General features: G+C 67.9%; 26 protein-coding genes and 2 pseudogenes. 16 read left to right on the forward strand and 12 right to left on the reverse strand.

Annotated elements, in window-relative coordinates; translation table 11 throughout:
- From ACTJKQ_RS06240 to ACTJKQ_RS06255, 4 genes and pseudogenes are all read right to left on the reverse strand, one after another.
- Positions 1-251 (reverse strand): annotated as a pseudogene (locus ACTJKQ_RS06240) (6-aminohexanoate hydrolase); the annotation flags it as partial.
- A 71-nt stretch (positions 252-322) separates the two neighbouring features.
- Positions 323-895, reverse strand: coding sequence for a thioredoxin family protein (locus ACTJKQ_RS06245; protein WP_440596339.1), 573 nt, complete (start codon positions 893-895; stop codon positions 323-325).
- A 36-nt stretch (positions 896-931) separates the two neighbouring features.
- Positions 932-1,654 carry a cytochrome c biogenesis CcdA family protein gene (locus ACTJKQ_RS06250; protein WP_440596340.1) on the reverse strand — a complete coding sequence of 241 codons (723 nt, stop codon included), beginning with the start codon at positions 1,652-1,654 and terminating at the stop codon, positions 932-934.
- A complete protein-coding gene (locus ACTJKQ_RS06255; protein WP_440596341.1) occupies positions 1,651-2,163 on the reverse strand; it encodes a DUF2147 domain-containing protein in 513 nt (170 codons plus the stop codon). The genes ACTJKQ_RS06250 and ACTJKQ_RS06255 overlap by 4 nt, the downstream gene beginning before the upstream one ends.
- Before the next feature lie 179 nt (positions 2,164-2,342).
- Here ACTJKQ_RS06255 and ACTJKQ_RS06260 point away from each other — a divergent pair, with 179 nt between their 5' ends.
- From ACTJKQ_RS06260 to ACTJKQ_RS06270, 3 genes are all read left to right on the forward strand, one after another.
- Positions 2,343-3,104, forward strand: a complete 762-nt coding sequence (locus tag ACTJKQ_RS06260) for a response regulator (RefSeq protein WP_099732290.1) — start codon at positions 2,343-2,345, stop codon at positions 3,102-3,104.
- Complete coding sequence (locus ACTJKQ_RS06265; protein WP_440596342.1) at positions 3,101-4,420, forward strand: ATP-binding protein; 1,320 nt, start codon at positions 3,101-3,103, stop codon at positions 4,418-4,420. The genes ACTJKQ_RS06260 and ACTJKQ_RS06265 overlap by 4 nt, the downstream gene beginning before the upstream one ends.
- Before the next feature lie 61 nt (positions 4,421-4,481).
- Entirely contained in the window at positions 4,482-5,294 is an 813-nt protein-coding gene (locus ACTJKQ_RS06270; RefSeq protein ID WP_440596343.1) for a DUF72 domain-containing protein, read from the forward strand.
- Here the strand turns inward: ACTJKQ_RS06270 and ACTJKQ_RS06275 are convergent.
- The gene (locus tag ACTJKQ_RS06275; protein WP_015011840.1) at positions 5,272-5,574 is read right to left on the reverse strand and encodes an acylphosphatase; all 303 of its coding nucleotides are present in this window, start codon (positions 5,572-5,574) and stop codon (positions 5,272-5,274) included. The genes ACTJKQ_RS06270 and ACTJKQ_RS06275 overlap by 23 nt on opposite strands.
- A gap of 70 nt (positions 5,575-5,644) precedes the next feature.
- On the opposite strand from ACTJKQ_RS06275, the gene ACTJKQ_RS06280 reads away from it, so the two are divergent.
- The 3 genes from ACTJKQ_RS06280 (at position 5,645) to ACTJKQ_RS06290 (ending at position 7,656) form a co-directional block, all read left to right on the forward strand.
- Positions 5,645-5,890, forward strand: coding sequence for an ATP-binding protein (locus tag ACTJKQ_RS06280; RefSeq protein ID WP_056056843.1), 246 nt, complete (start codon positions 5,645-5,647; stop codon positions 5,888-5,890).
- Between the two features lie 90 nt (positions 5,891-5,980).
- On the forward strand, positions 5,981-6,130 hold the full coding sequence (locus tag ACTJKQ_RS06285; RefSeq protein WP_158641480.1) for a hypothetical protein: 150 nt from the start codon (positions 5,981-5,983) through the stop codon (positions 6,128-6,130).
- A gap of 122 nt (positions 6,131-6,252) precedes the next feature.
- Entirely contained in the window at positions 6,253-7,656 is a 1,404-nt protein-coding gene (locus ACTJKQ_RS06290; protein ID WP_440596344.1) for a homoserine dehydrogenase, read from the forward strand.
- Between the two features lie 112 nt (positions 7,657-7,768).
- On the opposite strand, the gene ACTJKQ_RS06295 is transcribed toward ACTJKQ_RS06290, so the two are convergent.
- Both ACTJKQ_RS06295 and ACTJKQ_RS06300 read right to left on the reverse strand, forming a co-directional pair.
- On the reverse strand, positions 7,769-8,404 hold the full coding sequence (locus ACTJKQ_RS06295; RefSeq protein ID WP_440596345.1) for an FMN-binding negative transcriptional regulator: 636 nt from the start codon (positions 8,402-8,404) through the stop codon (positions 7,769-7,771).
- Between the two features lies 1 nt (position 8,405).
- Positions 8,406-8,885, reverse strand: a complete 480-nt coding sequence (locus ACTJKQ_RS06300) for an OsmC family protein (RefSeq protein WP_108498470.1) — start codon at positions 8,883-8,885, stop codon at positions 8,406-8,408.
- Positions 8,886-8,982: 97 nt separating this feature from the next.
- On the opposite strand from ACTJKQ_RS06300, the gene pdxR reads away from it, so the two are divergent.
- The gene (gene pdxR / locus ACTJKQ_RS06305) at positions 8,983-10,434 is read left to right on the forward strand and encodes a MocR-like pyridoxine biosynthesis transcription factor PdxR (protein WP_108498471.1); all 1,452 of its coding nucleotides are present in this window, start codon (positions 8,983-8,985) and stop codon (positions 10,432-10,434) included.
- A 16-nt stretch (positions 10,435-10,450) separates the two neighbouring features.
- Here the strand turns inward: pdxR and ACTJKQ_RS06310 are convergent, their stop codons facing one another.
- Positions 10,451-11,560: an MBL fold metallo-hydrolase gene (locus ACTJKQ_RS06310; RefSeq protein ID WP_108498472.1), complete on the reverse strand. Its 1,110-nt coding sequence runs from the start codon at positions 11,558-11,560 to the stop codon at positions 10,451-10,453.
- 152 nt (positions 11,561-11,712) lie between these two features.
- Here ACTJKQ_RS06310 and ACTJKQ_RS06315 point away from each other — a divergent pair.
- From ACTJKQ_RS06315 to ACTJKQ_RS06325, 3 genes and pseudogenes are all read left to right on the forward strand, one after another.
- Positions 11,713-12,327, forward strand: a pseudogene (locus tag ACTJKQ_RS06315) (TetR/AcrR family transcriptional regulator); the annotation flags it as partial.
- A gap of 210 nt (positions 12,328-12,537) precedes the next feature.
- Entirely contained in the window at positions 12,538-13,065 is a 528-nt protein-coding gene (locus ACTJKQ_RS06320; RefSeq protein ID WP_108498474.1) for a gamma carbonic anhydrase family protein, read from the forward strand.
- 344 nt (positions 13,066-13,409) lie between these two features.
- The gene (locus tag ACTJKQ_RS06325; RefSeq protein ID WP_440596522.1) at positions 13,410-15,278 is read left to right on the forward strand and encodes a B12-binding domain-containing radical SAM protein; all 1,869 of its coding nucleotides are present in this window, start codon (positions 13,410-13,412) and stop codon (positions 15,276-15,278) included.
- A 15-nt stretch (positions 15,279-15,293) separates the two neighbouring features.
- On the opposite strand, the gene ACTJKQ_RS06330 is transcribed toward ACTJKQ_RS06325, so the two are convergent.
- Positions 15,294-16,373: an ankyrin repeat domain-containing protein gene (locus ACTJKQ_RS06330; protein WP_440596346.1), complete on the reverse strand. Its 1,080-nt coding sequence runs from the start codon at positions 16,371-16,373 to the stop codon at positions 15,294-15,296.
- Between the two features lie 49 nt (positions 16,374-16,422).
- Between ACTJKQ_RS06330 and ACTJKQ_RS06335 the strand changes: the two genes are divergently transcribed.
- On the forward strand, positions 16,423-17,112 hold the full coding sequence (locus tag ACTJKQ_RS06335; protein WP_440596347.1) for an HAD family hydrolase: 690 nt from the start codon (positions 16,423-16,425) through the stop codon (positions 17,110-17,112).
- Positions 17,113-17,176: 64 nt separating this feature from the next.
- Here the strand turns inward: ACTJKQ_RS06335 and ACTJKQ_RS06340 are convergent, their stop codons facing one another.
- Both ACTJKQ_RS06340 and ACTJKQ_RS06345 read right to left on the reverse strand, forming a co-directional pair.
- Positions 17,177-17,476: a hypothetical protein gene (locus ACTJKQ_RS06340; protein ID WP_440596348.1), complete on the reverse strand. Its 300-nt coding sequence runs from the start codon at positions 17,474-17,476 to the stop codon at positions 17,177-17,179.
- A 104-nt stretch (positions 17,477-17,580) separates the two neighbouring features.
- Positions 17,581-18,939 carry a hypothetical protein gene (locus ACTJKQ_RS06345; RefSeq protein WP_440596349.1) on the reverse strand — a complete coding sequence of 453 codons (1,359 nt, stop codon included), beginning with the start codon at positions 18,937-18,939 and terminating at the stop codon, positions 17,581-17,583.
- Between the two features lie 190 nt (positions 18,940-19,129).
- On the opposite strand from ACTJKQ_RS06345, the gene dinG reads away from it, so the two are divergent.
- The 5 genes from dinG to ACTJKQ_RS06370 all read left to right on the forward strand — a co-directional run bounded on the left by dinG (position 19,130) and on the right by ACTJKQ_RS06370 (position 24,413).
- Positions 19,130-21,292 (forward strand): ATP-dependent DNA helicase DinG, encoded by a 2,163-nt coding sequence (gene dinG, locus ACTJKQ_RS06350; protein WP_440596350.1) that lies wholly within the window; start codon positions 19,130-19,132, stop codon positions 21,290-21,292.
- 62 nt (positions 21,293-21,354) lie between these two features.
- Positions 21,355-21,711, forward strand: a complete 357-nt coding sequence (locus ACTJKQ_RS06355) for a zinc ribbon domain-containing protein YjdM (RefSeq protein WP_056057649.1) — start codon at positions 21,355-21,357, stop codon at positions 21,709-21,711.
- Positions 21,712-21,859: 148 nt separating this feature from the next.
- Positions 21,860-22,363 (forward strand): pyridoxamine 5'-phosphate oxidase family protein, encoded by a 504-nt coding sequence (locus ACTJKQ_RS06360; protein ID WP_440596351.1) that lies wholly within the window; start codon positions 21,860-21,862, stop codon positions 22,361-22,363.
- Positions 22,364-22,660: 297 nt separating this feature from the next.
- Positions 22,661-23,086 (forward strand): hypothetical protein, encoded by a 426-nt coding sequence (locus ACTJKQ_RS06365; protein ID WP_056057652.1) that lies wholly within the window; start codon positions 22,661-22,663, stop codon positions 23,084-23,086.
- Between the two features lie 58 nt (positions 23,087-23,144).
- Complete coding sequence (locus ACTJKQ_RS06370) at positions 23,145-24,413, forward strand: extracellular catalytic domain type 1 short-chain-length polyhydroxyalkanoate depolymerase (protein WP_440596352.1); 1,269 nt, start codon at positions 23,145-23,147, stop codon at positions 24,411-24,413.
- Positions 24,414-24,430: 17 nt separating this feature from the next.
- Here ACTJKQ_RS06370 and ACTJKQ_RS06375 read toward each other — a convergent pair whose 3' ends face one another.
- Positions 24,431-25,840: a serine hydrolase domain-containing protein gene (locus tag ACTJKQ_RS06375; RefSeq protein ID WP_440596353.1), complete on the reverse strand. Its 1,410-nt coding sequence runs from the start codon at positions 25,838-25,840 to the stop codon at positions 24,431-24,433.
- Between the last annotated feature and the right edge of the window lie 80 nt (positions 25,841-25,920).

Here is a 25,920-nt window from a genome sequence, read left to right on the forward strand (position 1 = left end):
GTGGGCCCCAGTTCGCGCAGGTGCTGCGCAGCCCAGCGCACGTTAGGGTACTTGAGGATGTTGGCCAGGCGCACGACCTTGTCAGGCGCCGGAGGGAAGCCCTGCATCAACTGCAGGGTCACAGGGTTGGTGGCGTCCGGCGGCGGCAGCTGCGGAGCCTGGGCCTGGCTGGCAGGCGCGGCCCCCAGCAGGGTGCAGGCCAAGGCGACGGCGGTGAAGGAAGGGGTGAGGTGGCGATGAAAAGAGCGCATGGTGAGAAGGCCTCGGTCAAGAAACGTGGGATGGGGAAGAACAAAAAAGAAAACGGAATCGGTCGGGCCGATCAGCCCCGCGCGGCCAGCAAGGTGCGGATCACGCCCTCGGTGCGCTCGTACTCGCCTTCGCCAAAGTGCTTGTAGCGGATGCGGCCTTGCGCATCGATCAGGTAGGTGGCGGGCCAGTACTGGTTGCTGTAGGCCTTCCAGGTGCCGTAGCGGTTGTCCTGTGCCACGGGGTGCTTCACGCCATGGCGGCGCATGGCGGCTTCCACGTTGGCGGTCGGGCGCTCGAACGGAAACTCTGGCGTGTGCACGCCCACCACGGTGAGCCCCTGGGGCGTGTACTGCTCGGCCCAGCGGTTCACATGGGGCAGGGTGCGGATACAGTTGATGCAGGCGTACGTCCAGAAGTCCACCAGCACCACGCGGCCCCGCAACTGCGCCAGGCTCAGCGGTTCGGAGTTGAGCCAGCGCTCGATGCCGGTGAACTCGGGCGCAGCGCCCAGGTCGGGCAACGCTGCGGCGGGGCTGGCGGGGCCCGCCGCGTACGCCAGGCCAGGGGCCGCCAGTGCAGCGGCCATCGACGCCAGGAAAGCGCGGCGATCGGAAAAGCGCGATGAAGAGGGGTGCAATGTCATGGTGAAAGCTCCTTGCAATCGGTGGGGTGTCGCCCCTTACAGGCCGCCCCAGCCCGAGGGATAAAACTGCGTAAGCCAGACGGTGATCTGCCCATCCACCTCCCACAGCATGGCCAGCGCGATGGCAATGACCACCACGCCAAACACCTGCTGCACGCGGTGTGCGTGGCGCGCGATGCGGCGCACATGGGTGGCAGCAGCCTGGCCGCCGTAGGCAATGGCCAGCATGGGCAGCGCGGCGCCGGTGGAATACGCGAGCAGCAGTACGGCGGTGCCCACACCCGGTGGCTCGGTAGCGATGAGGGTGAGGATGGAGGCGAGCACCGGCCCGGCGCAGGGTGTCCAGACCGCGCCCAGGCTCAGGCCCAGCAGCAGTCCGCCCCAGTTGCCACCCCCGCTGCCCATGCCCAGGCCGGACATGCGGTTGAGCACGCCGCCTGCATGTTGACTGAGCCACTGGAACGGCCGGGGCCACACCGTGAGCACGCCAAACACCAGCAGCATCACAGCGGCAAACCGGCGCAGGCCTTCCTGAGACACACCCAGCACCTGCGTGAAGCTGCTGAACAGCAGGGCCACGGCCGCGAACGACAGCGCAAAGCCCAGGGCAATGAACAGTGGGCGTGTGCGCTGCGCTGAGTCGGCGCCGCTCACCGAGGCCCCCAGCACCACTGGCAGCATGGGCAATACGCACGGCGCCCCCACCGTGAGCATGCCGGCGGCCACGGCCAGCCATGGCGAGGTGGTGGCCATGGTCATTGCCCGCCCTCTTGCTCGGCCGCCGGACGGCGCCACACCTGGGTTTTGCCGAACAGCGGAATGCCCACGTACGCGTGCACCAGCAGTTGTTCCGGCTCGGCCGGCGTCAGGTTGACGCGGTAGGTCTTGGCGTTCTCGCGGTTGTAGATTTCGCCCTGGTACTCGCTGCTACCGCCCTCCGCCGGGCGCAGGCCCGACAGCAGGGTCATGCCCAGCGCAGGCCGCGCGTCGGCCGCCGCCATGTCGGCGCCCGGCGCGCCCATGGAGCGGTTGGCCAGCACGCGCACCACCTTGCCACACAGGGCGTTGCCGCCAGCGGGGTTGCAAGGAGCGATGTTCACTTCCAGATTGCCGCTCTCGGTGATCCAGCGGCCCAGGGGGGCTTTGGGGTGAGCGGCGCCCGGCGCTGGTGCCACAGCGGCTGGCGGCGCTGCCGCAGCCTCTTGCGCGCTGACTGCCTGCGCCAGGCCCAGGGTCAGCAGGGCGGTCACGGCGATGGATGGTTTCATGGCAAGGTCCTCATGAAGTTCAGGAAGACCTCATTGAAGCCAGCGCAGGTATCGGCGATTTGTCTGGCCAGGGGCTTTTGGTATGCGCGCTTGTCGATGCACCGGGCAGACAAGTTGAGATACATATCTGCCCACCCAGCCCGTACCGCGGCACCACCAAAGCCCGGACAATGGCCGCCATGACGACGACGCCCGCTCCCGACCACATCCTGATCGTCGATGACGACGCCGGCATCCGCGAACTGGCTGCCGAGTACCTGCAGCGCCAGGGCCTGCAGGTGAGCGTGGCCGCCGACGGGCGGCAAATGCGCGAGGTGCTGGCCACGCAGCGCATCGACCTGCTGGTGCTGGACCTGATGCTGCCAGGCACCGACGGCATCGCACTGTGCCGCGAGCTGCGCAGCCCGGGCGCCCCGCCGCTGCCCATCATCATGCTCACCGCACGCAGCGACGAGGCGGACCGCATCCTGGGCCTGGAGCTGGGTGCGGACGACTACCTGACCAAACCCTTCGCCGCGCGCGAGCTGCTGGCACGCATCCACGCGGTGCTGCGGCGCACGCGCATGCTGCCGCCGAATCTGGCCAAGGCCGAGCCCGCGCGCCACCTCACGTTTGGGGACTGGCGGCTGGACACCACCGCACGCCACCTGCTCGATGCCACGGGCGCAGTGGTGGCGCTGTCGGGCGCCGAATACCGCCTGCTGCGTGTGCTGCTGGACCACCCGCAGCGCATCCTCACACGCGACCAGCTGCTGCAGCTCACACAGGGGCGCGATGCCGATGTGTTCGACCGCTCCATCGACCTGCTGGTAAGCCGTGTGCGCCAGCGGCTGGGCGATGGCGCGCGCGGCTCGCGCTACATCAAGACCGTGCGCAACGAGGGCTATGTGTTCTGCGCCGATGTGCAAACTGCGGCAGCCGCCGCAGGAGCTGCGCCATGACGTCGCGCTGGTGGCCACGCTCTTTGTTCGGGCGCATTCTGCTGGTGATGGCACTGGGCCTGGCGTTGGCGCATGCGCTGACGTTTGTGCTGGCGTTCACCGAGCGCAGCATGACCATGCGGCGGGCCATGGTGTCGTATTTCGCCAGCGACGTGGCCAGCTCGGTCGCCATGCTAGAACGCCTGCCTGCCACCGAGCGCGCGCAGTGGGTGGACCGGCTGGCGCGCCGCAACTACCGCTTTGCACTGGCCGAACCGCTGGACGCCCCCGCAGATACATCCCAACTCGCACGTCTGGTCGCCAGCGCCGTGGCAGCCACACTGCCTGCCGACCGGGCCGTGCAGGTGATCGACCCCCATGTGCCGGGCACCGAGCTGCGGCTGCAGCTGCGCCTGACCGACGGTACGCCCCTGGCCGTGGACATGGACGAGCCCCGGCTGCAGATATCGCCCTGGGTGCTGGGCGCGCTGGCACTGCAGCTGGCGCTGCTGGTGGGCCTGTGCGCGTGGGCCGTGCGTGCAGCCACGCGGCCCCTGAGCACGCTGGCCGATGCGGCCGATGCGCTGGGCGCCGACCGCCCCACCGTGCCGCTGGCTGAAGACGGCCCGCGCGAAGTGGTGCGCGCCGCCGTTGCCTTCAACCACATGCAGCAGCGCATCCAGGCGCATCTTCAGGAACGCATGCAGATCCTGGCCGCCGTCTCGCACGACCTGCAAACACCCATCACCCGGCTGCGCCTGCGCGCGGATCTGCTGGACGACACCACGCTGCGCGACAAGCTGCACGCCGACTTGGCCGAAATGCAGTCGCTGGTGGAAGAGGGCATTGCCTACGCGCGCTCATCGCAGGCCGTGCGCGAGCCCCCGCAGCGCGTGGACCTGCGCGCGCTGGTGGAGAGCATTGCGCGCGACTACGCCGATGCCGGCCTGCCGGTACAAGTGCTGCAGGCAGTGGATGTGACCTGCGACACCCGCCCCCAGGCCCTGCGCCGCCTGCTGTGCAACCTGGTGGACAACGCGCTCAAGTTTGCGGGTGCCGCCGAGCTGACGCTGGAGGCAGAAAGGCCAGGCCAGTGCCTGGTGCGCGTCATCGATCATGGGCCTGGCATCCCCCCGGCAGACCTCGCCGCCGTGCTGCAGCCCTATGTGCGGCTGGAAGATTCGCGCAACCGGGGCACCGGTGGCACCGGTCTGGGCCTGGCCATTGCCAGCGAGCTGGCCAAGGCCCTGGGCGGCCGCCTGATACTGGGTCCACGCGCGGACGGCGCGCAGGGGCTGGAGGCGCGGGTAGATCTGCCAGAAGCGCTCCCGGCATAGGCATGCGCACCAGCGCCGCTGCTACAGTGGCCGCTCCGTGGACTCTCAAAAGGGCAACGCCGTGGACACAACTGTCAGCACCCCGCAGAGCGAGATCAGCGCCAGCAACCCACGCATCCGCGTCGGCATCGGCGGCTGGACCTTCGAGCCCTGGCGCGGCAACTTCTACCCCGCAGGGCTTGCGCACAGCAGGGAGCTGCAATACGCCAGCCGACAGCTCACCGCGATTGAGGTCAACGGCACCTACTACAGCACCTTCAAACCACCCACCTTTGCCAAATGGCGCGATGAAACGCCCGAAGGCTTTGTGTTCTCACTCAAGGCCAACCGCTTTGCCACGCACCGGCGCGTGCTGGCGGACGCGGGCGATTCGATCGCGCGGTTTGTCGACAGTGGCATCTCGGAACTGAAGGGCAAGCTCGGGCCCATCGTGTGGCAGTTCATGCCTACCAAGGTCTTTGAGCCGGGGGATTTCGAGGCTTTTCTGGCGCTGCTGCCACAGCAGGTGGAGGGCCTGCAGCTGCGCCACGCGCTGGATGTGCGCCACCCGAGTTTCGCGACGCCAGCGTTTGTGGCGCTGGCGCGCCGGTATGGCTGCGTGCCTGTGTACACCGACTCCGACCAATTTCCCGCCATCGCGGATGCAGAGGCCGACTTTGCCTACCTGCGGCTGATGCGCAGCCAGGCCGATGTGCCCACGGGCTACACCGCCGATGCGATTGCGCAATGGGCACAGGGCGTGCGCACCTGGACCAGCGGCGACCGGCCACGCGATGTGTTTGTGTACTTCATCAACGGCGCCAAAGAGCGGGCGCCGGCAGGGGCGATGGAGTTGCTCAGGCAGCTGGGCGCTACACCGTCTCGCGCTGCGTGAAGCCCTGCGGGGCCTCGCCGCCATCGGGCACATTGCCTACCACCACGCGGTCCACCCGCGCATGTGCTGGCCCCTGGTGCGCCCAGTCGATCAGCGCCAGCACGGCGGGCTCCGGGCCCCAGGCGCAGGCCTCCACGCGGCCATCCTGGCGGTTGCGCACCCAGCCCGTCACGCCCAGTCGATTGGCGGCCTGCGCCATGGACCAGCGGTAGCCCACGCCCTGCACCTGGCCGGTGATCAACAGATGGCGGGTGATGGTGGAGTGGGGTTCTGCGTTCATGGGGGGCACTGTAGCGCGCTCCTTGTGGGGAGGCCCCTCCAGGGGCACACTGCCAGCACCACCGCACCCCATGACCACCACCACCCCCAAGGCCCTGCCCACCATCGACCCCCAGCGCTGCACCGGCTGCGGCTGGTGCATTGCGGTGTGCCCGCCGCATGTGCTGTCGCTGCAGGTGTTGGGCGCGGGGCCTTGGGGCCCCAAGTGCTCCACCCTGCACGATGCGCCCGGCTGCACCGGGTGCGCGCTGTGTGCGGTGCGCTGCCCATTCGATGCGATCCGCATGGTGCGGGTGGCGGCCACCCAGGCCCGGTGAGGCCGTTGCCCACAGGCGCACACAGGTGCGCATAGGCGCGGACAGGCGGGTTGACAGGCCCCGGCCTGCATCCGGTACACTGCGCCCTTCATGTCGTTCACCTCTCTCCCCATCACCACCGCACGCGCCGCTGCCTTCCAAGGCATGGGCATGATGCCGCCCGCACTCACGCGGGCCAGTGGTGAACAGCGGGCACTGGGTGCACGAATGATTACCACCATTACCACCGCGGCCACCTGAGCACGCGCAGGTGGCCGTTTCGGCAGCCACCTGGTGATCGCTCTCTTCTCCCCCAAGACGAATGCACGAAACCCAGCTCTGGCAGCTGGGTTTTTTTGTTTGTTCGTTAGCCGGAGAAGTCCATGTACCGCGATCCCGTCCAGTCCCTCGAAGCCCCGTTGTTGCCGTCGTCCGCCACGGCCATGCGCCCCCTGCGCGTGGGCATGATTGGCATTGGCACTGTGGGCGCAGGCACCTTCCGCGTGCTGGCGCGCAACCAGGCGCTGATTGCGGGCCGTGCGGGCCGCGGCATCAAGCTGGTGGTGGTCTGCGCCCGCAGCCTGGCCCGCGCCATGGGCGTGGTGGGCAAGGACGTGGCGCTGACCAACGACCCCATGCAGGTCGCCACCCACCCCGACGTGGATGTGCTGGTGGAGGCCGCTGGCGGCACCGGCCCCGCTCGCGACTGGGTGCTGGCCGCCATCCGTGCGGGCAAACATGTGGTCACGGCCAATAAGGCGCTGCTGGCCGAGCATGGCAACGAGATCTTTGCCGCAGCACGCCAGCACGGCGTGGCCGTGGCCTACGAAGGCGCGGTGGCCGTGAGCATTCCCATCGTGAAGGCACTGCGCGAGGGCCTCACGGCCAACCGCATCGAGTGGGTGGCGGGCATCATCAACGGCACCACCAACTTCATCCTGAGCAAGATGCGCGACGAGGGTGTGGGCTTTGCCGAAGCGCTTTCGCAAGCCCAGGCGCTGGGCTATGCCGAGGCCGATCCGACGTTTGACATCGAGGGCATCGACGCAGCGCACAAGATCTCGCTGCTGGCGGCCAATGCGTTTGGCATGCCGGTGCGGTTTACCGATGCGCAGGTGGAGGGCATCACCGCACTGCAGGGCCTGGACGTGGCCTGTGCCGAGCAACTGGGCTTTCGCATCAAGCTGCTGGGCGTGGCCAAGCGGCGCAAGGCGGGTGACGCGGAAGGCAATGTGGAAGGGGTAGAGCTGCGCGTGCAGCCCGCGCTGGTGCCCGCCACACATTTGCTGGCGCATGTGAACGGGTCGATGAACGCCGTGATGGTCAAGGGCGATGCGTCGGGCGTGACGATGTACTACGGCGCGGGCGCGGGGTCGGAGCAGACCGCATCGGCCGTGATTGCCGACCTGGTGGATGTGGCGCGGCTCGATGGCACCCACGCGGCGCAGCGCGTGCCACACCTGGGCTTCCACCCCCAGGCCGTGGACGAGCAACTGGCGGTACTGCCCCGCGCGGCCGTCCACACCCGCCACTATCTGCGCGTGCCGGTGCACAGCGCCCAGCAGATCGAGGCCGTGGGCGCCTGGCTGGCTGCGCAGCACGTGCCGGTGCTGCAGGTGGCACTGGCACATGACAAGGCCTTGCCCCCCGGCAGCGGCCCCCAGGTACTGGTGCTGACCGATGCCGTGGCGCAGTCCACCGTGGACCTGGCCGTGTTTGCACTGGCGGCGCACCCTGCAGTGGCGGGGCCGGTGGTCACGCTGCAGGTGGAGACGCTGGAAGGGTGAAGGGCGCCTGAGAATGTGTTAGCACGAGGTTTTGGCGCCAAAACGGGCGGTAGCGCTAGTGCATCATGCCTGGGGCGCTATCAATTTTGATAGCCCCTGCCGATCGCATCCCTCACGCCATCAACCGGCCCAGCACCAGCGCGGCCATGTCCTCGGCCGCGCTGGTGCCCTCCGCCATCAGGCCCTGCACCACGCCGGCGCGGTCGGTATCGGTGCGGTTCTGGCTCACCTTCCAGATGCCCTCCCAGCGCTCCACCGCCAGCTCGATGCCCACGATGGCGCGCAGCAGTTTGTCGATGTAGTCGGGCGGCGCGTCGTCGATGCGCCAGGGGTCGGGGCGGTGGGCCTCGTGCTGCTCGCTCAGGGTGTGCAGGATGCCGCGCAGGCGTGTGGGGTCGTCAAACGCGCTCAGTGCGCCGTGGGCGTGCACGGTGGCGTAGTTCCAGGTGGGCACCTGCTTGCCGTCGATGGCCTTGGACGGATACCACGAGGGCGACACATAGGCCTGCGGGCCGTGGAACACCGCCACCGCCTGCTGGGGCAACAGCGGCCACAGCGCGTTGGCGCGCGCCACATGGCCGATGAGCGTGCCCTGCGGGCCGCGCGCCGGGTCCAGGTACAGCGGGATGTGATTGACGTGTTGCGCGCCTTCGTGCGCAATGACCAGTGTGGCCAAAGGCTGGGCACGTACCAGGGCTTGCTGGGCAGCGGCATCGGCCACCTGAAACTGCCGGTGGGGGTTGGCCATGTCAGCCCCCTTCCACTTCAAGCACCGGGGCGCAGTCGATCTGCGTCTTGACCGAGTTGGCCAGAAAACACGATGTGTGGGCGCGGTGGTGCAGGTCTTCCAGCTGGGCAGCGCTGGGCGCGTGCGCTGCGTCAAAGCGCGTGACGGGCCTCAGCTGCACGTGGGTGACGACCAGCTGGCCCTCTGCGTTCTTGGCCATGGTGCCCACGGCCGCGTCGGTGTAGCGGTTGAGCCGATAGCCCGCGCGGCTGGCGAAGTCCATGAACCACAGCATGTGGCAGCTCGACAGCGCGGCGACATAGGCTTCTTCCGGGTCCACCGCCGCCGCGTCGGAGTACGGCAGCGGCACCACATGGGGCGACGACGACGCGGCCACGGTGGCGCCGCCGTCAAACTGCCACGTGTGGGCACGGTGGTAGCGCTTGTCCAGAAAGTCGTCGGTGCCACGGGACCAGGTGATGGTGGCGGTGTGCTCGGCCATGGGGTGCTTTCAAGAGGATCGGACCCGTTAGGGGGCCCGGGTTTCTACAATGGTTCTTCAGTTTATGAGTACATCCCCATATTGAAAGAGCCAATTTGTGCCCAGCCCCGGAGCCAATCGAACCACTGCCACCCTGCGCCAGCAGGTGTATGCGCAACTGCGCCGCGCCATCGAGCAGGGCAGCCTGCGCGCGGGCATCCGCCTGCCACCCTCGCGCGAGCACGCGGCCAGCCTGGGCGTGTCGCGCAACACCGTGCTGTGGGCCGTGCAACGCCTGCAGGCCGAGGGTTATGTGGAAGCCCGCGTGGGCGACGGCACCTATGTGTCGCAGGCCGTGGCCGCCACATTGCCTGCCCCGCAAGGCCTGGTGGCGCCACCCCGGGGCCTGTCGCGCCGGGGGCAGCTGATAGCCGACACAGCGGCGCGCTGGCGCCCGCCCCTGGCGGCGGCCAAGGCGTTTCGCATTGGCGCGCCAGAAGTCGCCACCTTTCCGTTTGCGCTGTGGGACCGCCTGACACGCCAGGCCAGTTCAGGCCAGCGCAGTAACCGCGCGCAGTACCTGGACCCGGCTGGCGACCCCGACCTGCGCCAGGCCGTGGCGCAATGGCTATGGGCTTCGCGCGGCATCCGCTGCGATGCGGCGCAGGTGGTGGTGTGCTCGGGCTCGCAGCAGGGCATTGACCTGATTGCGCGGCTGCTGCTGGACGTAGGCGACGAGGTGCTCGTGGAAGACCCCGGCTACCCCGGCATCCGCGCCAGCCTGCTGGGCCACGGCGCGCTGGCGCGGCCGGTGGACATGGATGGAGACGGCCTGCGCATCGACACCGCTGCGGCGCAATGGCCGAACGCGCGCATGGCCGTCGTCACACCCACGCACCAGTTCCCCACCGGCGTGTGCATGGGCCTGGCGCGAAGGCAGGCGCTGCTGCAGTGGGCACGCACGCATGACGCCTGGGTGGTCGAGGACGACTACGACGGCGAGTTCCAGTACGGCAAGAACGATGGCAAGGCCCAGCGCGTGCCTGCCCTGTGCAGCCTGCCGGGCTCGGAGCGCGTGCTGTACGTGGGCACCTTCAGCAAGACGCTGCACCCGGGCCTGCGCCTGGGCTTTGTGGTGGTGCCGCCCGCGCTGGTGGAGGCCTTTGCCATGGCCCGCGCCATCACCGACCGGCATGCACCGGGCGACACCCAGGCGGTGCTGGCACGCTTCATTGCCGAAGGTCACCTGCTGCGCCACCTGCGGCAGATGCGCGAGCTGTACCTGCAGCGGCAACACACGCTGCGCGCCGCACTGGCCGAGGCCAGCAACGGCGCCTGGCAACTGGCCACCAGCGATCGTGGCATGCACCTGCTGCACGAGGTAGCACCCGGCACCGACGACGAAACCCTGAGCCGCCAGGCGCTGGCGGCGGGCGTGATGCTGGCGCCGCTGTCGCGCTATGCGATGCAGTCGGCGCGCCGGGGCTGGCTGCTGGGCTATGCGGGGTTTGACGATGCAGAGATCCGCGCGGCCGCTCGCGTGGTGGGCGGCCTCGTGCGTCAGCGGTGATGCGGGCGCTGGTGCTTCACCACGCGCCGGGCTGCGGGGCCAGGGCCGTGCCAAGGCCCTCCGTCTGAACCACAGCCTGCGGCTCCACCTTGCGCCACCAGTGCGTGGACAGCGCGGGCGCGCGGATGTCCAGCCGCTCGCCCATGATGGGCGCCACCAGCGGCACCTGCGCTGCCGCCGCGAGGGCGGTGATGCGCTCGAACGGCTCCACCCACGGGTGCAGCGACAGGTCGAACGTGCCGTTGTGGATGGGGAACAGATGGCGCCCCTTCACGTCCAGATGGGCCTGCAGGCTCTCCTCGGGGTGCATGTGGATGTCGGGCCAGTCGGCGTTGTAGGCGCCCGTTTCGATCAGGGTCAGATCGAACGGGCCGAACCGCTCACCAATGGCCTTGAAGCCGTCGAAGTAGCCCGTGTCGCCACTGAAGAAGACGCGGACTTGGTCAGCGCCTTGACCCGCGATCAGCACCCACGAGGCCCACAGCGTGCTGTTGCCGTCCGACAGGCCACGGCCCGAGAAATGCTGCGCAGGCGTGGCCACCAGCTGCAGCCCGCCGATGGTGGTGCCCTGCCACCAGTCCAACTGCTGCACCTTGGCCGCCGGCACGCCCCAGGCGATGAGCCGGTCGCCCACGCCCAGCGGCGTGATGAAGTGCTCCACCTTGGGCGCAAGCTTCTGGATGGCTGCGTAGTCCAGGTGGTCGTAGTGGTCGTGCGACAGGATCACGCCGGTGATGGGCGGCAGCTCGTCAATCGTGATGGGCGGCGCGTGAAAGCGCTTGGGCCCCAGGAACTGGAACGGCGAGGCGCGCTCGGAAAACACCGGGTCGGTCAGCCAGAACTGGCCGTTGATCTTGAAGAGCAGGGTGGAGTGCCCCAGGCGCCACAGGCTCAGGTCGGGCGCGGCCAGCAGGTCTGACCGCATCACCGCGTACACCGGCACGGGCTGGCGCGGCACCGAGTCGTCGGGCTTGCCGGTGGCAAAGCGCCACATCACCTGCAGCGTCTTGAGGGCGCCCAGCGCATGGCGGGGTGCCACGTTGCGAAACTTGCCACCCGCAAACTGCGGCGACTGTTCATAGGCGGCCACCGGCTGGGCGGCGCGGGAAAAGAGGCTGTAGGCCATGGCGATCAGTACAACGAAGGCGACACAAAGTGCCGGGAGCAGACGGCGGCGGCGGGCGATGGAGAGTGACACCGGATCTGCGACATAGAAATTACACTGCACAGTGTAGTGCACTTTTTAGAAAAGTAAACTACCCGGTGTAAAATTTGCGCATGATCGCCTCCCAGCCCACCCCTCGCCTGACCGACCGCAAGCGCGATGCCATCGTGCAGGCCGCCATCGGCGAGTTCCGCGAACACGGCTTCAACGGCACCAGCATGGACCGCGTGGCCGCAGCGGCGGATGTGTCCAAACGCACGGTGTACAACCACTTCCCAAGCAAGGAAGAACTGTTCGAAGCCATTCTGCTGCTGATGTGGGAGCGCAGCCAGTCACCCGACGAACTGGCCTACACCCCCACGCGCCCGCTGCGCGACCAACTGCTGGAGCTGCTGGCGCAAAAGATGCGCCTGCTCAACGACGCGAGCTTCATCGACCTGAGCCGCGTGGCCATGGCCGACATGATGCACACCCCCGAGCGCGCGCGCGGCATCACCGCCAAGCTCTCGGCCAAGGAAGAGGGCCTGCCGCGCTGGCTGCGCGCGGCCCAGCAGGATGGCCGCCTGCGCGCCACCATGGACGTGCCCTATGCCGCGCAGCAACTGCAGGGCATGGTCAAGGCATTTGCGTTCTGGCCCCAGCTGGCCATGGGCCAGCCACCCTTGAGCGCCGCACAGCAAGCGCAAGTGGTAGGGGATGCGGTGGATATGTTCCTGGGGTTCTACGCCGCGCCCACCCAGGAGGCCAAGTCCCCCGTAAAAAAGGCCCCGGCTGGAAGCACGGGCAAGGCAGCGGCAGCCCCTGTTGCCACCGCTGCGAAACCTGCCCCTCGCCGCGCCCCAGCGCGCTGACCCACGCCACCACCCTGGCCAGCAAGCCAGCGTGAGGTGCGATTTGCACTACGCTCGCCCGTTCTTTCCACGCAGCCTGACACCAAGATGCCCCTCGCTCCCTACCTCGACACCGCCCCGGTCCTGGACACCGGCGTTTTCATCCACGACTCTGCCCAGGTCATCGGCGACGTCACGCTGGGCCGCGACAGCTCGGTGTGGTGCAACGCCGTGCTGCGCGGCGATGTGAACCGCATCACCGTGGGTGTGTGCAGCAACGTGCAGGACCTGACCATGGGCCATGTGTCGCACCGCAACGCCAGCAAGCCCGAAGGCTCGCCGCTGGTCATCGGCAACTACGTCACGGTGGGCCACTCGGTGATCCTGCACGGCTGCTGCATCGGCAACGAATGCCTCATCGGCATGGGCTCCATCGTGATGGATGACGCCATCATCGAAGACCGCGTGATGCTGGGCGCGGGCAGCCTGGTCTCGCCCGGCAAGGTGCTGGAGAGCGGGTACCTCTACATCGGCCGCCCCGCAGTGCGCCAACGCGCGCTGACCGAGGCGGAGATTGCGTATCTGAAGTACTCGGCAGAGCACTACGTGCGGGTGAAGAACAACTACCAGGGATGACCTGCATCACTCCCTGCGGTCTGTGATAGCGCGGTCTCAGGCAGTCCGCTGCGTTGCTTTTCTTGCCAATAGCCCGCTATTGGCTGCAAAAAGACGCCTGGCGGCCTGTCCTGATCCGCACTACCACCGACTCGCGAGGGTGATGCAGGACATCCCTAGCGGCACACCCCACGCGGCTGCGGTGCCCCCGGCGCCCCCCGCCCACCAGGGATAAAGCCGGGCCGGGATAATCGGGGGTTCCACGACCCCTGCGGCGGCACCGCATCGCCCCATTGCCTGTTTCCACCATGTCTGCCGTCGCCCCCGCCTCACCCGCCCAGCGCGTCCTCTCCGTCATCCCCCCGATGACGCAGCTGAACACGCCATACCCCTCCACCGCCTACCTCACGGGATTCCTGCGCTCGCGCGGCGTGACGGCGTTCCAGGAAGACCTGGCATTGGCGCTGGTGCTGCGCCTGCTCTCGCCCGAAGGCCTGAAGGCCGTGGTCGACAAGGTGGACGCACTGCCCGCCAAAAAGCAGAGCCCCGCCGTGCAAAGTTTTGCGGCGCAAAAGGACCGCTACCTCGCCACCATCGGCCCCGCCATTGCCTTCTTGCAAGGCCGCGACAGCACGCTGGCGCACCGCATCGTGGGACGGAACTACCTGCCCGAGGGCCCGCGCTTTGCCACACTGGATGTGTATGTGGATGACGAAGGCGGCGACCCGCTGGGCTGGGCCTTTGGCGCGCTCGGCCTGACGGACAAGGCCAAGCACCTGGCCACGCTGTACCTGAACGACCTGGCCGATGTGCTGCGCGACGCGGTGGACGAGCGCTTTGAGTTTGTGCGCTATGCCGAATCGCTGGCCGGCAGCCAGCCCACGTTTGACCCGCTGGCCCAAGCACTCGCTGCGCCGCCCACGCTGGTGGACGAGTTGCTGGAGCAGCTCACGCACGAAGCGATTGCCCAGCACCAGCCCAGCGTGGTGCTGCTGTCCGTGCCGTTCCCGGGGTCCGTGTATGCGGCGTTCCGCATCGCCCAGGCCATCAAGGCGCACTACCCACACATCGCCACCGTGCTGGGCGGCGGCTTTGTGAACACCGAACTGCGCGAGCTGGCCGACCCGCGCGTGTTTGACCACTTTGACTACGTGACGCTGGACGCGGGCGAGCGCCCGCTGCTGGCGCTGCTGGAACACCTGCGCGGCGAGCGCGGCCGCCAGCGCTTGGTGCGTACCTTCGTGCGCGGTGAGGATGGCGCGGTGCAGTACATCAACATGATGGAAGCCGACATCGCCTTTGCCGAGGTGGGCACACCCACCTGGGACGGCCTGCCGCTGGACCGGTATCTGTCGCTCCTGGACATGCTCAACCCCATGCACCGCCTGTGGAGCGACGGGCGCTGGAACAAGCTCACCGTGGCGCATGGCTGCTACTGGAAGAAGTGCAGCTTTTGCGACGTGAGCCTGGACTACATCAGCCGCTACGAAGGCGCCAGCGCCGCCGTGCTGGCCGACCGCATCGAGCAGATCGTGCACGAGACGGGGCAGACCGGCTTTCATTTTGTGGACGAGGCCGCACCGCCCAAGGCGCTCAAGGCACTGGCCACCGAACTCATCGCGCGCAACGCAGGCATCAGCTGGTGGGGCAATGTGCGGTTCGAGAAAACCTTCACCCCCGACCTGGCCGAAATGCTTGCCGACAGCGGCTGTATCGCCATCTCGGGCGGGCTGGAAGTCGCGTCAGACCGGCTGCTCAACCTGATGAAAAAAGGTGTGTCGGTGGACCAGGTGGCCCGCGTTACCAAGGCGTTCACCGACGCCGGCATCCTGGTGCATGCGTACCTGATGTACGGCTTTCCCACCCAGACCGTGCAGGACACGGTGGACGCGCTGGAGTACGTGCGCCAGTTGTTCGCCAACGGCTGCATCCAGAGCGGTTTCTTCCACCGCTTTGCCTGCACCGTGCACTCGCCCGTCGGCAAAAACCCCGAGGAATACGGCGTCACGCTGGCACCGCTGCCGCCCGGTGACTTTGCCAAGAACGACGTGGCCTTCATCGACCCCACGGGCGTCGACCACGACGCGCTGGGCGGCGCGCTCAAGAAGGCCATCTACAACTACATGCACGGCATCGGTCTGGAAGAAGACGTGCGTACGTGGTTCCCGTTCAAGGTGCCCAAGGCGACGGTGCGGCGCGACCGGATCGAGCGGGCGCTGCAGCAGCGCGGCTGAGCCAGCAGTATTTCTTCAAGCAGCCGCCATGAAAGCCAGGATGTCGTCGAAGTCCTTGCGGTCCTTGGGCGTCTGATACTTGTAGACAGCGAACGACTGCTGGAGCATTTCGGTCAGCCGGTCACGGCGTTGCACGAGCTCGGCCTTCCACGCCGGGTCGCGCACCAGCAGTTTCAGGATAGCGAGCTTGCCGTCCAGGTTCTCGTACATGGCGTCGAACGAGCGGGCCGTGAGCTCCAGCAAATTGGCCAGCTTGGGCAGGCCGCGGGTTGTGGCGCCCTTGTCCAGCAGCGACTGCACGATCTTGGCTTGGTGGTAGTAGATGGCGATCTCGATGGGGTAGCTGGTTTCCGATGCGCCCTGAGCGCGCCCATCGGGGTCGGCACCGTGCTGCAGCAGCAGGTCCACGATCTTGGGTGCAGAGAACCGACAGGCCTCGTACAGGTTGGGATAGCCCTTGTGCGGCAGGTTGGGGTCGGCGCCATGCTCCAGCATGAGCTGCACGACCTTCACGCGCTTGTCGGTGATGGCCTTGTTCAGGCAGGCGTAGCCGGAAGAGAATGTGCTGTTGGGGTCGGCCCCCTTCTCCAGCAAGGCCTGCACGGTGGCCTGGTTCTTGGAGAACCCGATGGCGCGGATGAAGGCATAGGTCGGGTCGTTCTGCTCGCGCTCGGCAGCCTCGATGATCTTTCCCACACGGCCGAGCTGGGCGGTCGGGGCCAGGGTCTTCATCAAGGCCACGACATCTACGGGCGGCTTTTTCTTGCCGTCGATGAAGCCGTATTCAAGCTTGCGGGCGACCTCATCATCGACCAGTTCGGCATGCAGCGCATGGCAGACCTTGGACAAGGGCTTGATGAAATCACCAACATCGGCAGAGCCAGAGATAAAGGCCGCGTCGATCACCGGGCCCGAACGCTCGTAGCGGTCAAAGCCCAGGTAGTCCGTGGGGTGGATGCTGATCTTGCGGGCCGCGAAGAAGGCCCTGACCGCCGCTTCAAGCCCGGCACCACCGGGAGTGCTGAAAACCGCATGCAGTGCGTCGGCGTCGGTATCGTTCTTGCAGACCAGCGTGAATCGCGTCGTGGTTTCCATGTTTTCTCGGATGGACTGAAGCAGTGGTTTTTGCAGGCATCATATTTCGATGCAGACACCTCGCCCGCCCTTCACCGCCGCCATCTTCGACATGGACGGACTGCTGGTCGACTCCGAGCGCGTGACCCTGCGCGCCTGGCTTGACGCCGCACGGACGCGGGGCATTGCACTGGCAGAGGCCGACTACCTGCAGGTGGTGGGGCGCGCGTCCACCGACTCCGACGCCATGCTCACGGCTTTGCTGGGTGGCCCGCAGGTGTTTGAACAGCTGCAGTCCGATGTGGCTGCGCGCCTGAGGGACCCAGGGCCAGAGCCCCTGTTTCCCCTCAAACCCGGCGCCGCATCGCTGCTGCACGCCTTGGGGCAAGCAGGCGTGCCCTGCGCGGTGGCCTCATCGTCGCGGCGCGACGAGATCGAGCACCGCCTGGGCAGGGTGGGCGTGCTGCAGCACTTTCACGCCTGGGCTGGCGGCAACGAGGTGCCGCGTGGCAAACCCGACCCCGCCCTGTACCAGCTGGCGGCTGTGCGCCTGGGCGTGGACCCCGCACGGTGCCTGGCGTTTGAAGACAGCGAGAACGGCGCACGCGCGGCGCAAGCCGCAGGGGTCGCGGTAGTGATCGTGCCGGACCTCAAAGCGCCGGGCACTGAGGCGGTGGAGCGCAGCCACGGCGTGCTCGAATCGCTGGTGCATGCCCATGACCACCTGCCGCGCTGGTTCAGGGCGGCGCGGGTGCCGTAAAACTGATAAGAATTGACCTCTAGCGCTTATCCATCAAGCGCAAATAGCTATCAAATTTGCAGCACTACCGTTTCTGCTTCTGGTACGCCTTGTCGGCCGGTGGCCCCCGGTCCGTGTCCTGCAGTCCACGTTTCACATCACGGTAGGCCTGCTCCATCTTGGCGTCGGGTTCGCCGTCGGTCATGCTGACCGCCTCGTCGCGCTCGTGGGGCAGGAGGGGTTCGGGCCCGCTCAGGTCTTCGGGTCCGCTGCCGGGGTGCGGCTGGTGCTGGGTGGTGTTCACGCGCCGCTCGGTGCGGGCGGGCGCAGGAGCGGAGGGGATGATCTTCTCTTCCTTGCGGGGGGCTGTGGGGGTCGTTTTCATGCGGGCCTTGGTATGCAACGTGGAGTCCCTTCACCCTAGCGCCGCTGGCCGCCCCGCGTTGTAGGCCCAGGCCCTGCGCATCTGCGGGCGCGCGGAGCCTGCTGTCACCAGAACAGCCAACGCTCCAGCGCATGGAGCAGGAGGAATACGACCACGCCGAGCAAGAAAAGGATCGCCTTGCGGCGCGCCCGCTCGCTCACCACCAGCTTGTAGACCGTGTACGCAGCGAGCGTGCCAACAAAAGGCGCCACGATGGCGGCCCCGGACATGATGATCGCTGCGAGCTTGCCCCAGCCATCCGTCCCGCCCATGGCCCAGATCGACCGCAAGAACATCGCGCTCGGAATGGCCAGGCCCAACCACAGCACCCCGGACGCCACCGCCACACTGAAGTGGTGCGCGAGCAGACCATAAAGAACCAATGCACCCGCCACGCCACCCAAAAAGGCCAGGCGCTTGAGCCAGAGCGGCAGCGACTCGCCAGAGCGGCGCCCTGGCGTGGCTTCACGGGCCTTCTTGGCCGCTGCAGCCTCCGCCTGGGCCCGTTCTTTTTGCAGCTGTTCACGCTTCTCGGTGGATTCACGGGCGCCGCGCAGGAAATTGTCCACCGCCGGGTTGTCCACCTGCACAAGGATGCGGGCGGTGCGCGACAGGGCCTGGTCGTGCTGGGGAATGACGGTCTGCAGCGCCGCACCCTGGCTGAACCAGTGCCCCATCTGCGCCAGCCAGCTGACGCCAGCGGGTGGTAGCCCGTAGCCGCCCTCGACCGCACTGCACAGGTACTGCTGGGTGGTTTGCGGCGGCACCAGCTGCCGCGTGGTGTAGCGGGGCAGCGCGCATTGCATCCGCGGCGCCGCTGGCTGCATGCCAGGGCGGCCCAGCTGCAGCGCGAACTCCGGCAGGGGCAGGGGCTCAGCCAGCATGTTGCGCACGCCCACCCACAGGTACAGCCCCCGAAGCCCACCGTCCTGCGCCCGCCGCACCCACAAGCCCGGCCCCTCCCGCACCAGCTCGGCCCCCAGCGCGTCCAACTCGGGCGGGCGGGGCACCTCGGGGCCATCACGATCCCACTCAGCCCGCAACTGCTGCGCCTTCAGTAGGGTGGTCCACATGGCCTGGGCGCGGCGCTCCAGAAAATAGGGGTCCAGCTCCCGGCCATGGGCGATGGCGGCTTCGATGCTGCTCGCAGCGGGCGCCGGCGCACCTTCCAGCGCCCGCAACCAATCGTCCGCCAGGGCCAGCCGCAGATAAATCGCATCCGCCTCCTGGCCTACGGCCTCGGCCGCGCGCCCCCAGGCAAACCGCCCCGGGTCGGTGGGCAGCACTTGCTGCGCGAGCAAGCGCTGGCGCTCCTGGGTTTTGTCTGCCTGCGCCCCCGCTGGCGACGTTTTGGTTTGCGCCCTGGCGCCCCCGCCGGCCACCAGGCAGATCACCAGTACCGCCCAGCCCAGCCATTGCGTCAAGGCTTGGTGCCACGCAAAGGCCCCGTGCAGGCCAAGGCCTGCAGCCTGCGCTGTTCTCCCTCGCATCGCATACCCCTTTTTTTAGTGTCATTGTTCGCGGATTGTGCGGCCAAGGGCTTGCTACAAGGCCAGAATTCGGGCCCACCGCACGGTCGGCGGCCACGCCGTCTGGAGCATGCGACACTACTGTATGTCTCAACAGGTGTGGGCCGCACAGGCCCTTGAATCTTTCGATGCGGTGGTGTCGGCCACCGAGGGTTTTCGCAGCCGCGCTGGCCAGCGGCTGATGGCGCAGCAGGTGGCACGCACGTTCAGCAGCGCCACGCTGGGCAAGGTGGATGAAGAAAGTGGCGAGGCCGCGCCCACGCGCTCCATTGCCGTCATCCAGGCGGGTACGGGCGTGGGCAAGTCGCTGGCGTATTGCGCACCCGCCATTGCGCTGGCGCTGTCGCGCGGCACGCGGGTGTTGATCTCCACGGCCACGGTGGCGTTGCAAGAGCAGCTGGTCAACAAGGACTTGCCCGCGCTGGCCGCGCTGCTGCCGCAGCCCTTCAAGTTTGCGCTGGCCAAGGGGCGCGGGCGCTATGTGTGCAAGCTCAAGCTCGACCGCCTGGCGGGCACGGGCGAGGCCGAGGAAGAGGCCGACGACGACCTGTTTGCCGAAGAAGAAGCCGCCGCCCGCGCCAAGCGCCCCCGGCATGAGACCGAGGCGCGCATCCAGTTCTATTCGACGATGGCGCAGACGCTGTCGAAAGGTGCGTGGGATGGCGACCGCGACAGCCTGGACACACCGCCCGAGCCCGAGGTGTGGAGCCCCGTGGCGGCCGAGGGCGCCTCGTGCACCGGCAAGCACTGCCCGGCCTTCAGCCAGTGCACCTACTACGACAAGCGCAAGGAGCTGGTGGGCGCGCAGGTGATCGTGGCCAACCATGATCTGCTGCTGTCGTCACTGGGCGCGCGCGTGCTGCCCGAGCTGGACAACTGCCTCCTGGTGCTGGACGAAGCCCACCACCTGCCCGCCACGGCGCTCGACCAGTTTGCGTGCAGCATGGACCTGTCGCGCATCACCTGGATCGAGCGCCTGTCCAGCCGGGGCCTGCGCATTGGGGCACTGCTGGAGGTCGAAGAGATTGCCGACATCCCCAAACATTCGGCCCAGCTGCGGCAGACGCTGCAGGACCTGGCGCGCATCGTGATGGATGTGTACGGCGCCCAGCTCAAGAGCCAGCCCAGCGCCTGGGGCCCGGCGCGCGTGCGCGTGCCACGCGGCGAATTGCCCGAACAGCTCATTGCGCCGCTGGGCCTGCTGGCCGCCAGCGCTGAGGGCTTCCTCGACGCCCTGCGCGCCATCAGCAAAGCCCTGCGCGCCGAGATGCGCGACAAGCCCGACGAGGCCAAGCGGCTGTCCACGCTGTATGCACAGATCGGCATGCTGGCCCCGCGCCTGGAGGCGCTACACGCCACGGCCCAGTTGCTGCTGCAGGATGCGCCCGAAGGCGCGGTGCCCGCCGCCAAGTGGTTCACGCTGGAGGTGGATGGCGACTTCATCGTGGTCAAGGCGCATGCCAGCCCCATCCTGCCCGGCACCACGCTGCGCAACCACCTGTGGAGCGCCGTGCGCGGTGCGGTGCTGACCTCGGCCACGCTCACCAGCTGCGGGCACTTTGATTTCTTCCTGCGCGAGGCGGGCCTGCATGGCGACGAGGCCACCACCACGCTGGAGGTGCCCAGCCCCTTCAACTACGCCGCGCAGGGCACGCTGATTGCCGCCGAGACCCGTGCCGACCCCAAGAACGCCGCCCAATTCACCACCGAGATGGTGGACGCGCTGCTGCACGACATTGCCCGCGTGGAATACGGCGCGCTGGTGCTGTTCACCTCGCGCGAGCAGATGCGCCAGGCCGTGGATGCATTGCCCACCGCCATGCGCAGCGTGGTGCTGGTGCAGAACGCGCTGCCGCGCACGCAGCTGCTGCGCCGCCACCGCGAGCGGGTGGAAAACGGCGAGCCCTCGGTCATCTTCGGCATGCAGTCGTTTGGCGAGGGGCTGGATTTGCCGGGACGGCTGTGCGAATCGGTCTTCATCACCAAGCTGCCCTTTGCCCCGCCCGACGACCCGGTGGGCGAAGCCCGCGCCGAATGGCTGCGCGCCGTGGGGCGCGACCCCTTCAGCGAACTGGTGGTGCCCGCCACCGCCATCCGCTTGGCGCAGTGGGTGGGCCGCGCGATCCGGACCGAAGAAGACATGGCGCATGTGTACTGCTACGACAAGCGCCTGACGCGCACCAGCTACGGCCAGCGGCTGCTCAAAGGGCTGCCACCGTTTGCGCTGGAGCAACGCGCGCCGCTGTGAAGCGGCGACACTTTGCGCACCCATTTCACAACCACTACAACAACGACAGAGAGGACCCCACCATGCCCCACACCGTTCCCGCCTGCCCCCAGTGCGGCCAGGAGAACACCTACCCGGATGGCGGCAACTATGTGTGCCCCGACTGCGCCTTTGAATGGCCGCAGGTGGCCGATGCAGCGGACGCCGACGCCGATGCAGGCGACGGAATCGTCCGGGATGCCAATGGCAATCCACTCGCCGACGGCGACGCAGTGATCCTGGTGAAAGACCTCAAGGTCAAGGGTTCGTCGTCCACACTCAAGAAGGGCACCAAGATCAAGAGCATCCGCCTGGTGGATGGTGCCGATGGCCACAACGTGGACTGCAAGACGGACCTAGGCAGCATGCTGCTGAAGTCGGAGTTCTTGAAGAAGGCCTGATGGAGGAGGGCGGCGCCCCTGTGTCAGACAACCGCCCACAGGCATCGGCGTTCCCCGCCGACGCCCTGGCCGCCCCATGGTGCCTAGAGTCAATCGATTGCAGTGCCTGCACTCTTCGATTGATTCCCTACCACCTGCTGGAGGCCCCATGCACCCCAACTCCCCCGCCCACGACACCTTGTGGAAGCTCATCAAGGACATCCGTTTTGGCATGCTCACGCACCGCACGTCCACAGGCATGCTGCACGCGCACCCGCTCACCACACAAAACCGGCAGCTCGATGAACAGGCCGAGCTGTACTTCTTCATCTCCCAGTCGGGCGAACTGTACGAACGCCTTTTGACCGATGGGGAGGTGAATGTGTCGTACGCCGACCCGGGCGAGGACCGCTATGTGTCCGTGTCAGGCCAGGCGCGTTTTGTGGACGACCGCGCGCTCAAGGAAGCCCTGTGGTCGCCCATAGCCAAGGCGTGGTTCCCCGGCGGAGCGACCGACCCGGACCTGGCACTGCTGGTGGTGCGCGTTCGCCACGCCGAATACTGGAACGTGGACGAGAGCAAGATGGTGCAGCTGTTCCAGATGGCCAAGGCGGCCTTCACTGGCGAGCCGCCGCGCAGCCTGGGCGAACACAAGGAACTCACGCTGTTCTGAGCGCCTGTGGACGATCCCTCGGGATCGGCCTGCAGGGTGTGAGTTGAGCCCCTTTCCCCAGGGCGCTGCAGCATTTGCACCGCCATCCTGCGGGTCCCCGGGGCAAATTTCAGGCAAAACCGGGCGCTAGCGCTACGGAAACATGGCTTGTTTGCTACTATTTTGGTAGTAAACGCATGCAGTACCTCCTGGGGCCCGTAGGCCCCATTCTTTTTGGGCAGGTCTTGCAAAGCAGCCAACCACCATCCATATTCCATCCATGCACCATCTGTCTGGATGTTTTTTGGAGTGCGCTCGATGAGCAACCTGGTTCCCACCGCCCCCGCACGCAGCAAGGTGCCCGAGTCCGAGAAGGTCACCATCAACCTCGGTTTTGTGGACCTGGGCCACATTGACCTGCTGGTGTCCGAAGGCTTTTACGCCAACCGCACCGACTTCATCCGCACCGCCATCCGCAACCAGCTGACCGCCCAGAACGACGCGGTGCGCCAGGTGGTGGCCCGCAAGATGCTTGTGCTGGGACTGCAGCGTTTTGGCCGGGCCGAGCTGGAGGCCGTGTTGGCGGCAGGCCAGGCGCTGGAGATCCGTGTGCTGGGCCTGGCCAGCATCGACGACGACGTGCCGCCCGCACTGGCGCAGGCCACGATCGCCTCGGTGACGGTCTTGGGCGCGTTCCACGCCAGTGCGGCCGTCAAGGCCGCGCTGGCCGGACGCATGCATTGAATCCGTACACAGACCGCAGCGCGTCGCCCGTGCCCCCACCCACCACCAAGGAGTCCCCATGGACTGGAACCTGAACCTCAAGCGCCTGATGGGCGAAGCCACCCAGCTGGTGCGCAGCGGCCAACTGGCCGACGCCACGCGGGCCATCCAGCAAACCCTGGGCGAGGCCGTGGCGCGCCATGGCCCCCCTCCCGCACCCGCCAGCACAAGCGCCCCCCCGCTGCACGCGCCCGAGCCCGAACCCACGGCAGGGAACGCCCCCCGCTGGCGCAGTGCCCACACCGCGCAAGAGGTGGAAGACGCCGTGGTCATCGACCGCAGCACCCACGCTCCGCCCGCAGAGGCACAGCCCACGACCACACCACGCCCCGCCGCCAGCCACCACCCGCTGGCGGAGCCCCCTGGGGGCTTCACCCGCGTGGCCTTCACCCACCCGGGCGCTCGGCACAACCCGCACCACTACCACCTGTACGTGCCCCCGGGCGCCACGGCAGACACCCCCATGCCCCTGGTGCTGATGCTGCACGGCTGCACGCAGAACCCGGTGGACTTTGCGACGGGCACGGGCATGAACGACGCAGCCGCGCCCGCCAACGCCCTGGTGCTGTACCCCGAGCAACCCCACAGCGCCAACCCCAACGGCTGCTGGAACTGGTTTCGCCCCGGCGACCAGCACCGGGGCGGCGGCGAGCCCGCGCTGATCGTGGCCATGCTGCGGGATGTGATGGCGCGCCACCCGGTGGATGCGCAACGCGTCTACGTGGCAGGCCTGTCCGCCGGCGGCGCCATGGCCGCACTGCTGGGCCGCGAATACCCCGACCTGTTTGCGGCCGTGGGCGTGCACTCCGGCCTGCAGGCGGGTGCCGCGCACAACGTGATGGGCGCACTGTCGGCGATGAAGAACGGAGCCAAACCCGGTGCGGCGACCCACCATGCCGCTGACGCCCCAGCCCTGCCACCCCCACCGGTGATCGTGTTCCACGGCGACGCCGACACCACCGTACATGCACACAACGGTGAACAGCTCATCGAGGCAACGCTGTCAACACTGGCCACAGCCCCAGATGACGGCCAGACGACGGTGGAGACCGTGCACCAGGGCCAGTCCCGTGGTGGCCAGAGCTACACCCGCAAGGTGTACACCGTGGCGGGTGGCGCCCCGTCGGCCAGCGCACTGACTGGCACGGTGGTGGCAGAACACTGGGTGCTGCACGGCGCAGGGCACGCGTGGGCCGGTGGGCACGCGGGCGGCAGCCATACCGACCCTGCCGGGGTCGATGCCACGGCGGAGATGCTGCGGTTCTTTCTAGCGCACCCCAAGGGCTGAGGCCCGGGCCGCCGGGATCAGCGCGGAGTACGGCGCGCCTTGCGATAGCGACGGGTGGCCTCGGCCACCATGGCGTTCTTGGGCAACAGCTGGGTGCCGCCCACCCACAGCTCGGTGGCGGTGCCGCTGGCATCGCGCACGCGGCGCACCGGCTGGCCGGGGCTGGCATAGGCCGAGGCTTTATGGACCACCCCGGTGTCGCGCCCGGTGATGGCCAGCTCCGTGGTGGCGGCGTTGAAGGGCACGAACATGGCGGGCACCACCTGGCACACCACCTTGCCCATGGGCACCAGGTCGCTGGCGCCCCACAGGCTCCACCAGCGCCCCGCCCAGGCGGCTTCCTTTTTGCCCGGCGCACCATGCTGCTGGAACGCAAACAGGATGCTGGCAATGCCTTCCACCCACTCGGTGGACAGGCCGTCCTGCGCGTTGGTGAGCACCGTCACCGTCAAATCCAGCGCGGGGTAGCGCGCGGTGCGTGACAGGAACCCTTGCAGGCTGCCGGTGTGGCCCATCCATTCGCGCGGGCCCGGCGCGCTGAGCATGGTGCCCAGGCCGTAGTGGGACTCGAACAGGTTGCAGGGGTCGCGCCAGCGGCGCTGCGCCATCTCGCGGCGGCTGGCGGGCGACAGGATGCTGCGCTGGCTGTCTGGCGCCAGCTGCGAAAAGAAGCGGGCCACATCCGACGCGGTGGACACAAACCCGGCCGCCGGGGCCATGGCGTCGCACCGGTTGTCGCCCGGCACGATGAGGCGCTGGCCGAACGGAAACTCGCTGCTGTGGCCCACGGCCATCGGGGCGCCCCGGGCCAGGCGCGGCATGTCGGGCACGGTTTCCTGCAGGCCCGCAACATCGATCACGTGGCGCACCATCCAGCTGGCGTACTCCGTGCCGGTGACCTGCTCCATCATCAGCCCCAGCAGGCCGTAGCCGTGGTTCGAGTACTTGAGCTGCACCCCCGTCTCCAGCGGCGGCTTGTGGCGCAGATCCGCCAGCAGCTCTGCGCGGGAGAGATACGGCCGCCGGTCGAGGAACTGGCCGGCATCGGGCCCGTCGCGCGTCACGCCCGCGCTGTGCGAGAGCAGCTCGCCAATGCGCGCCCGGGCCAGGTCCTTGTGCAGGCCATCGACATAGCGGCCAATGGGGTCGTCCAGCCCGACCTTTCCCTGCTCGCGCAGCAGCATGACGCCCGCTGCCGTAAAGCTCTTGGAGTGCGACGCAATGCGCAGGCGGTGCCGGGGCGTGAGGGGTTGGTGGGTGCGCATGTCGGCCACGCCCAGGGCCAGCTCGGCCACGGTCTCGCCGCCGCGTGCAATGGCCACGGAACACCCGGGCTGGCGGTAGCGCTCCAGTTGCAGGTCCAGCCACTGCGGCAGGTAGTCCAGGGCGGCGTGGAGCCAGGCGGGTTGGGTGGTGCGGTTCTTCATGGGTTGCTCGGCTCCATGCATCCAGAAACTGGGTGGGGCAGTGTAGGCCACACTCCTGGATAGGCAGTTGGACACACAGG

This window comes from Acidovorax sp. 22279 (assembly GCF_052045435.1).
Taxonomy (GTDB): Bacteria; Pseudomonadota; Gammaproteobacteria; order Burkholderiales; family Burkholderiaceae_C; genus Acidovorax; species Acidovorax delafieldii.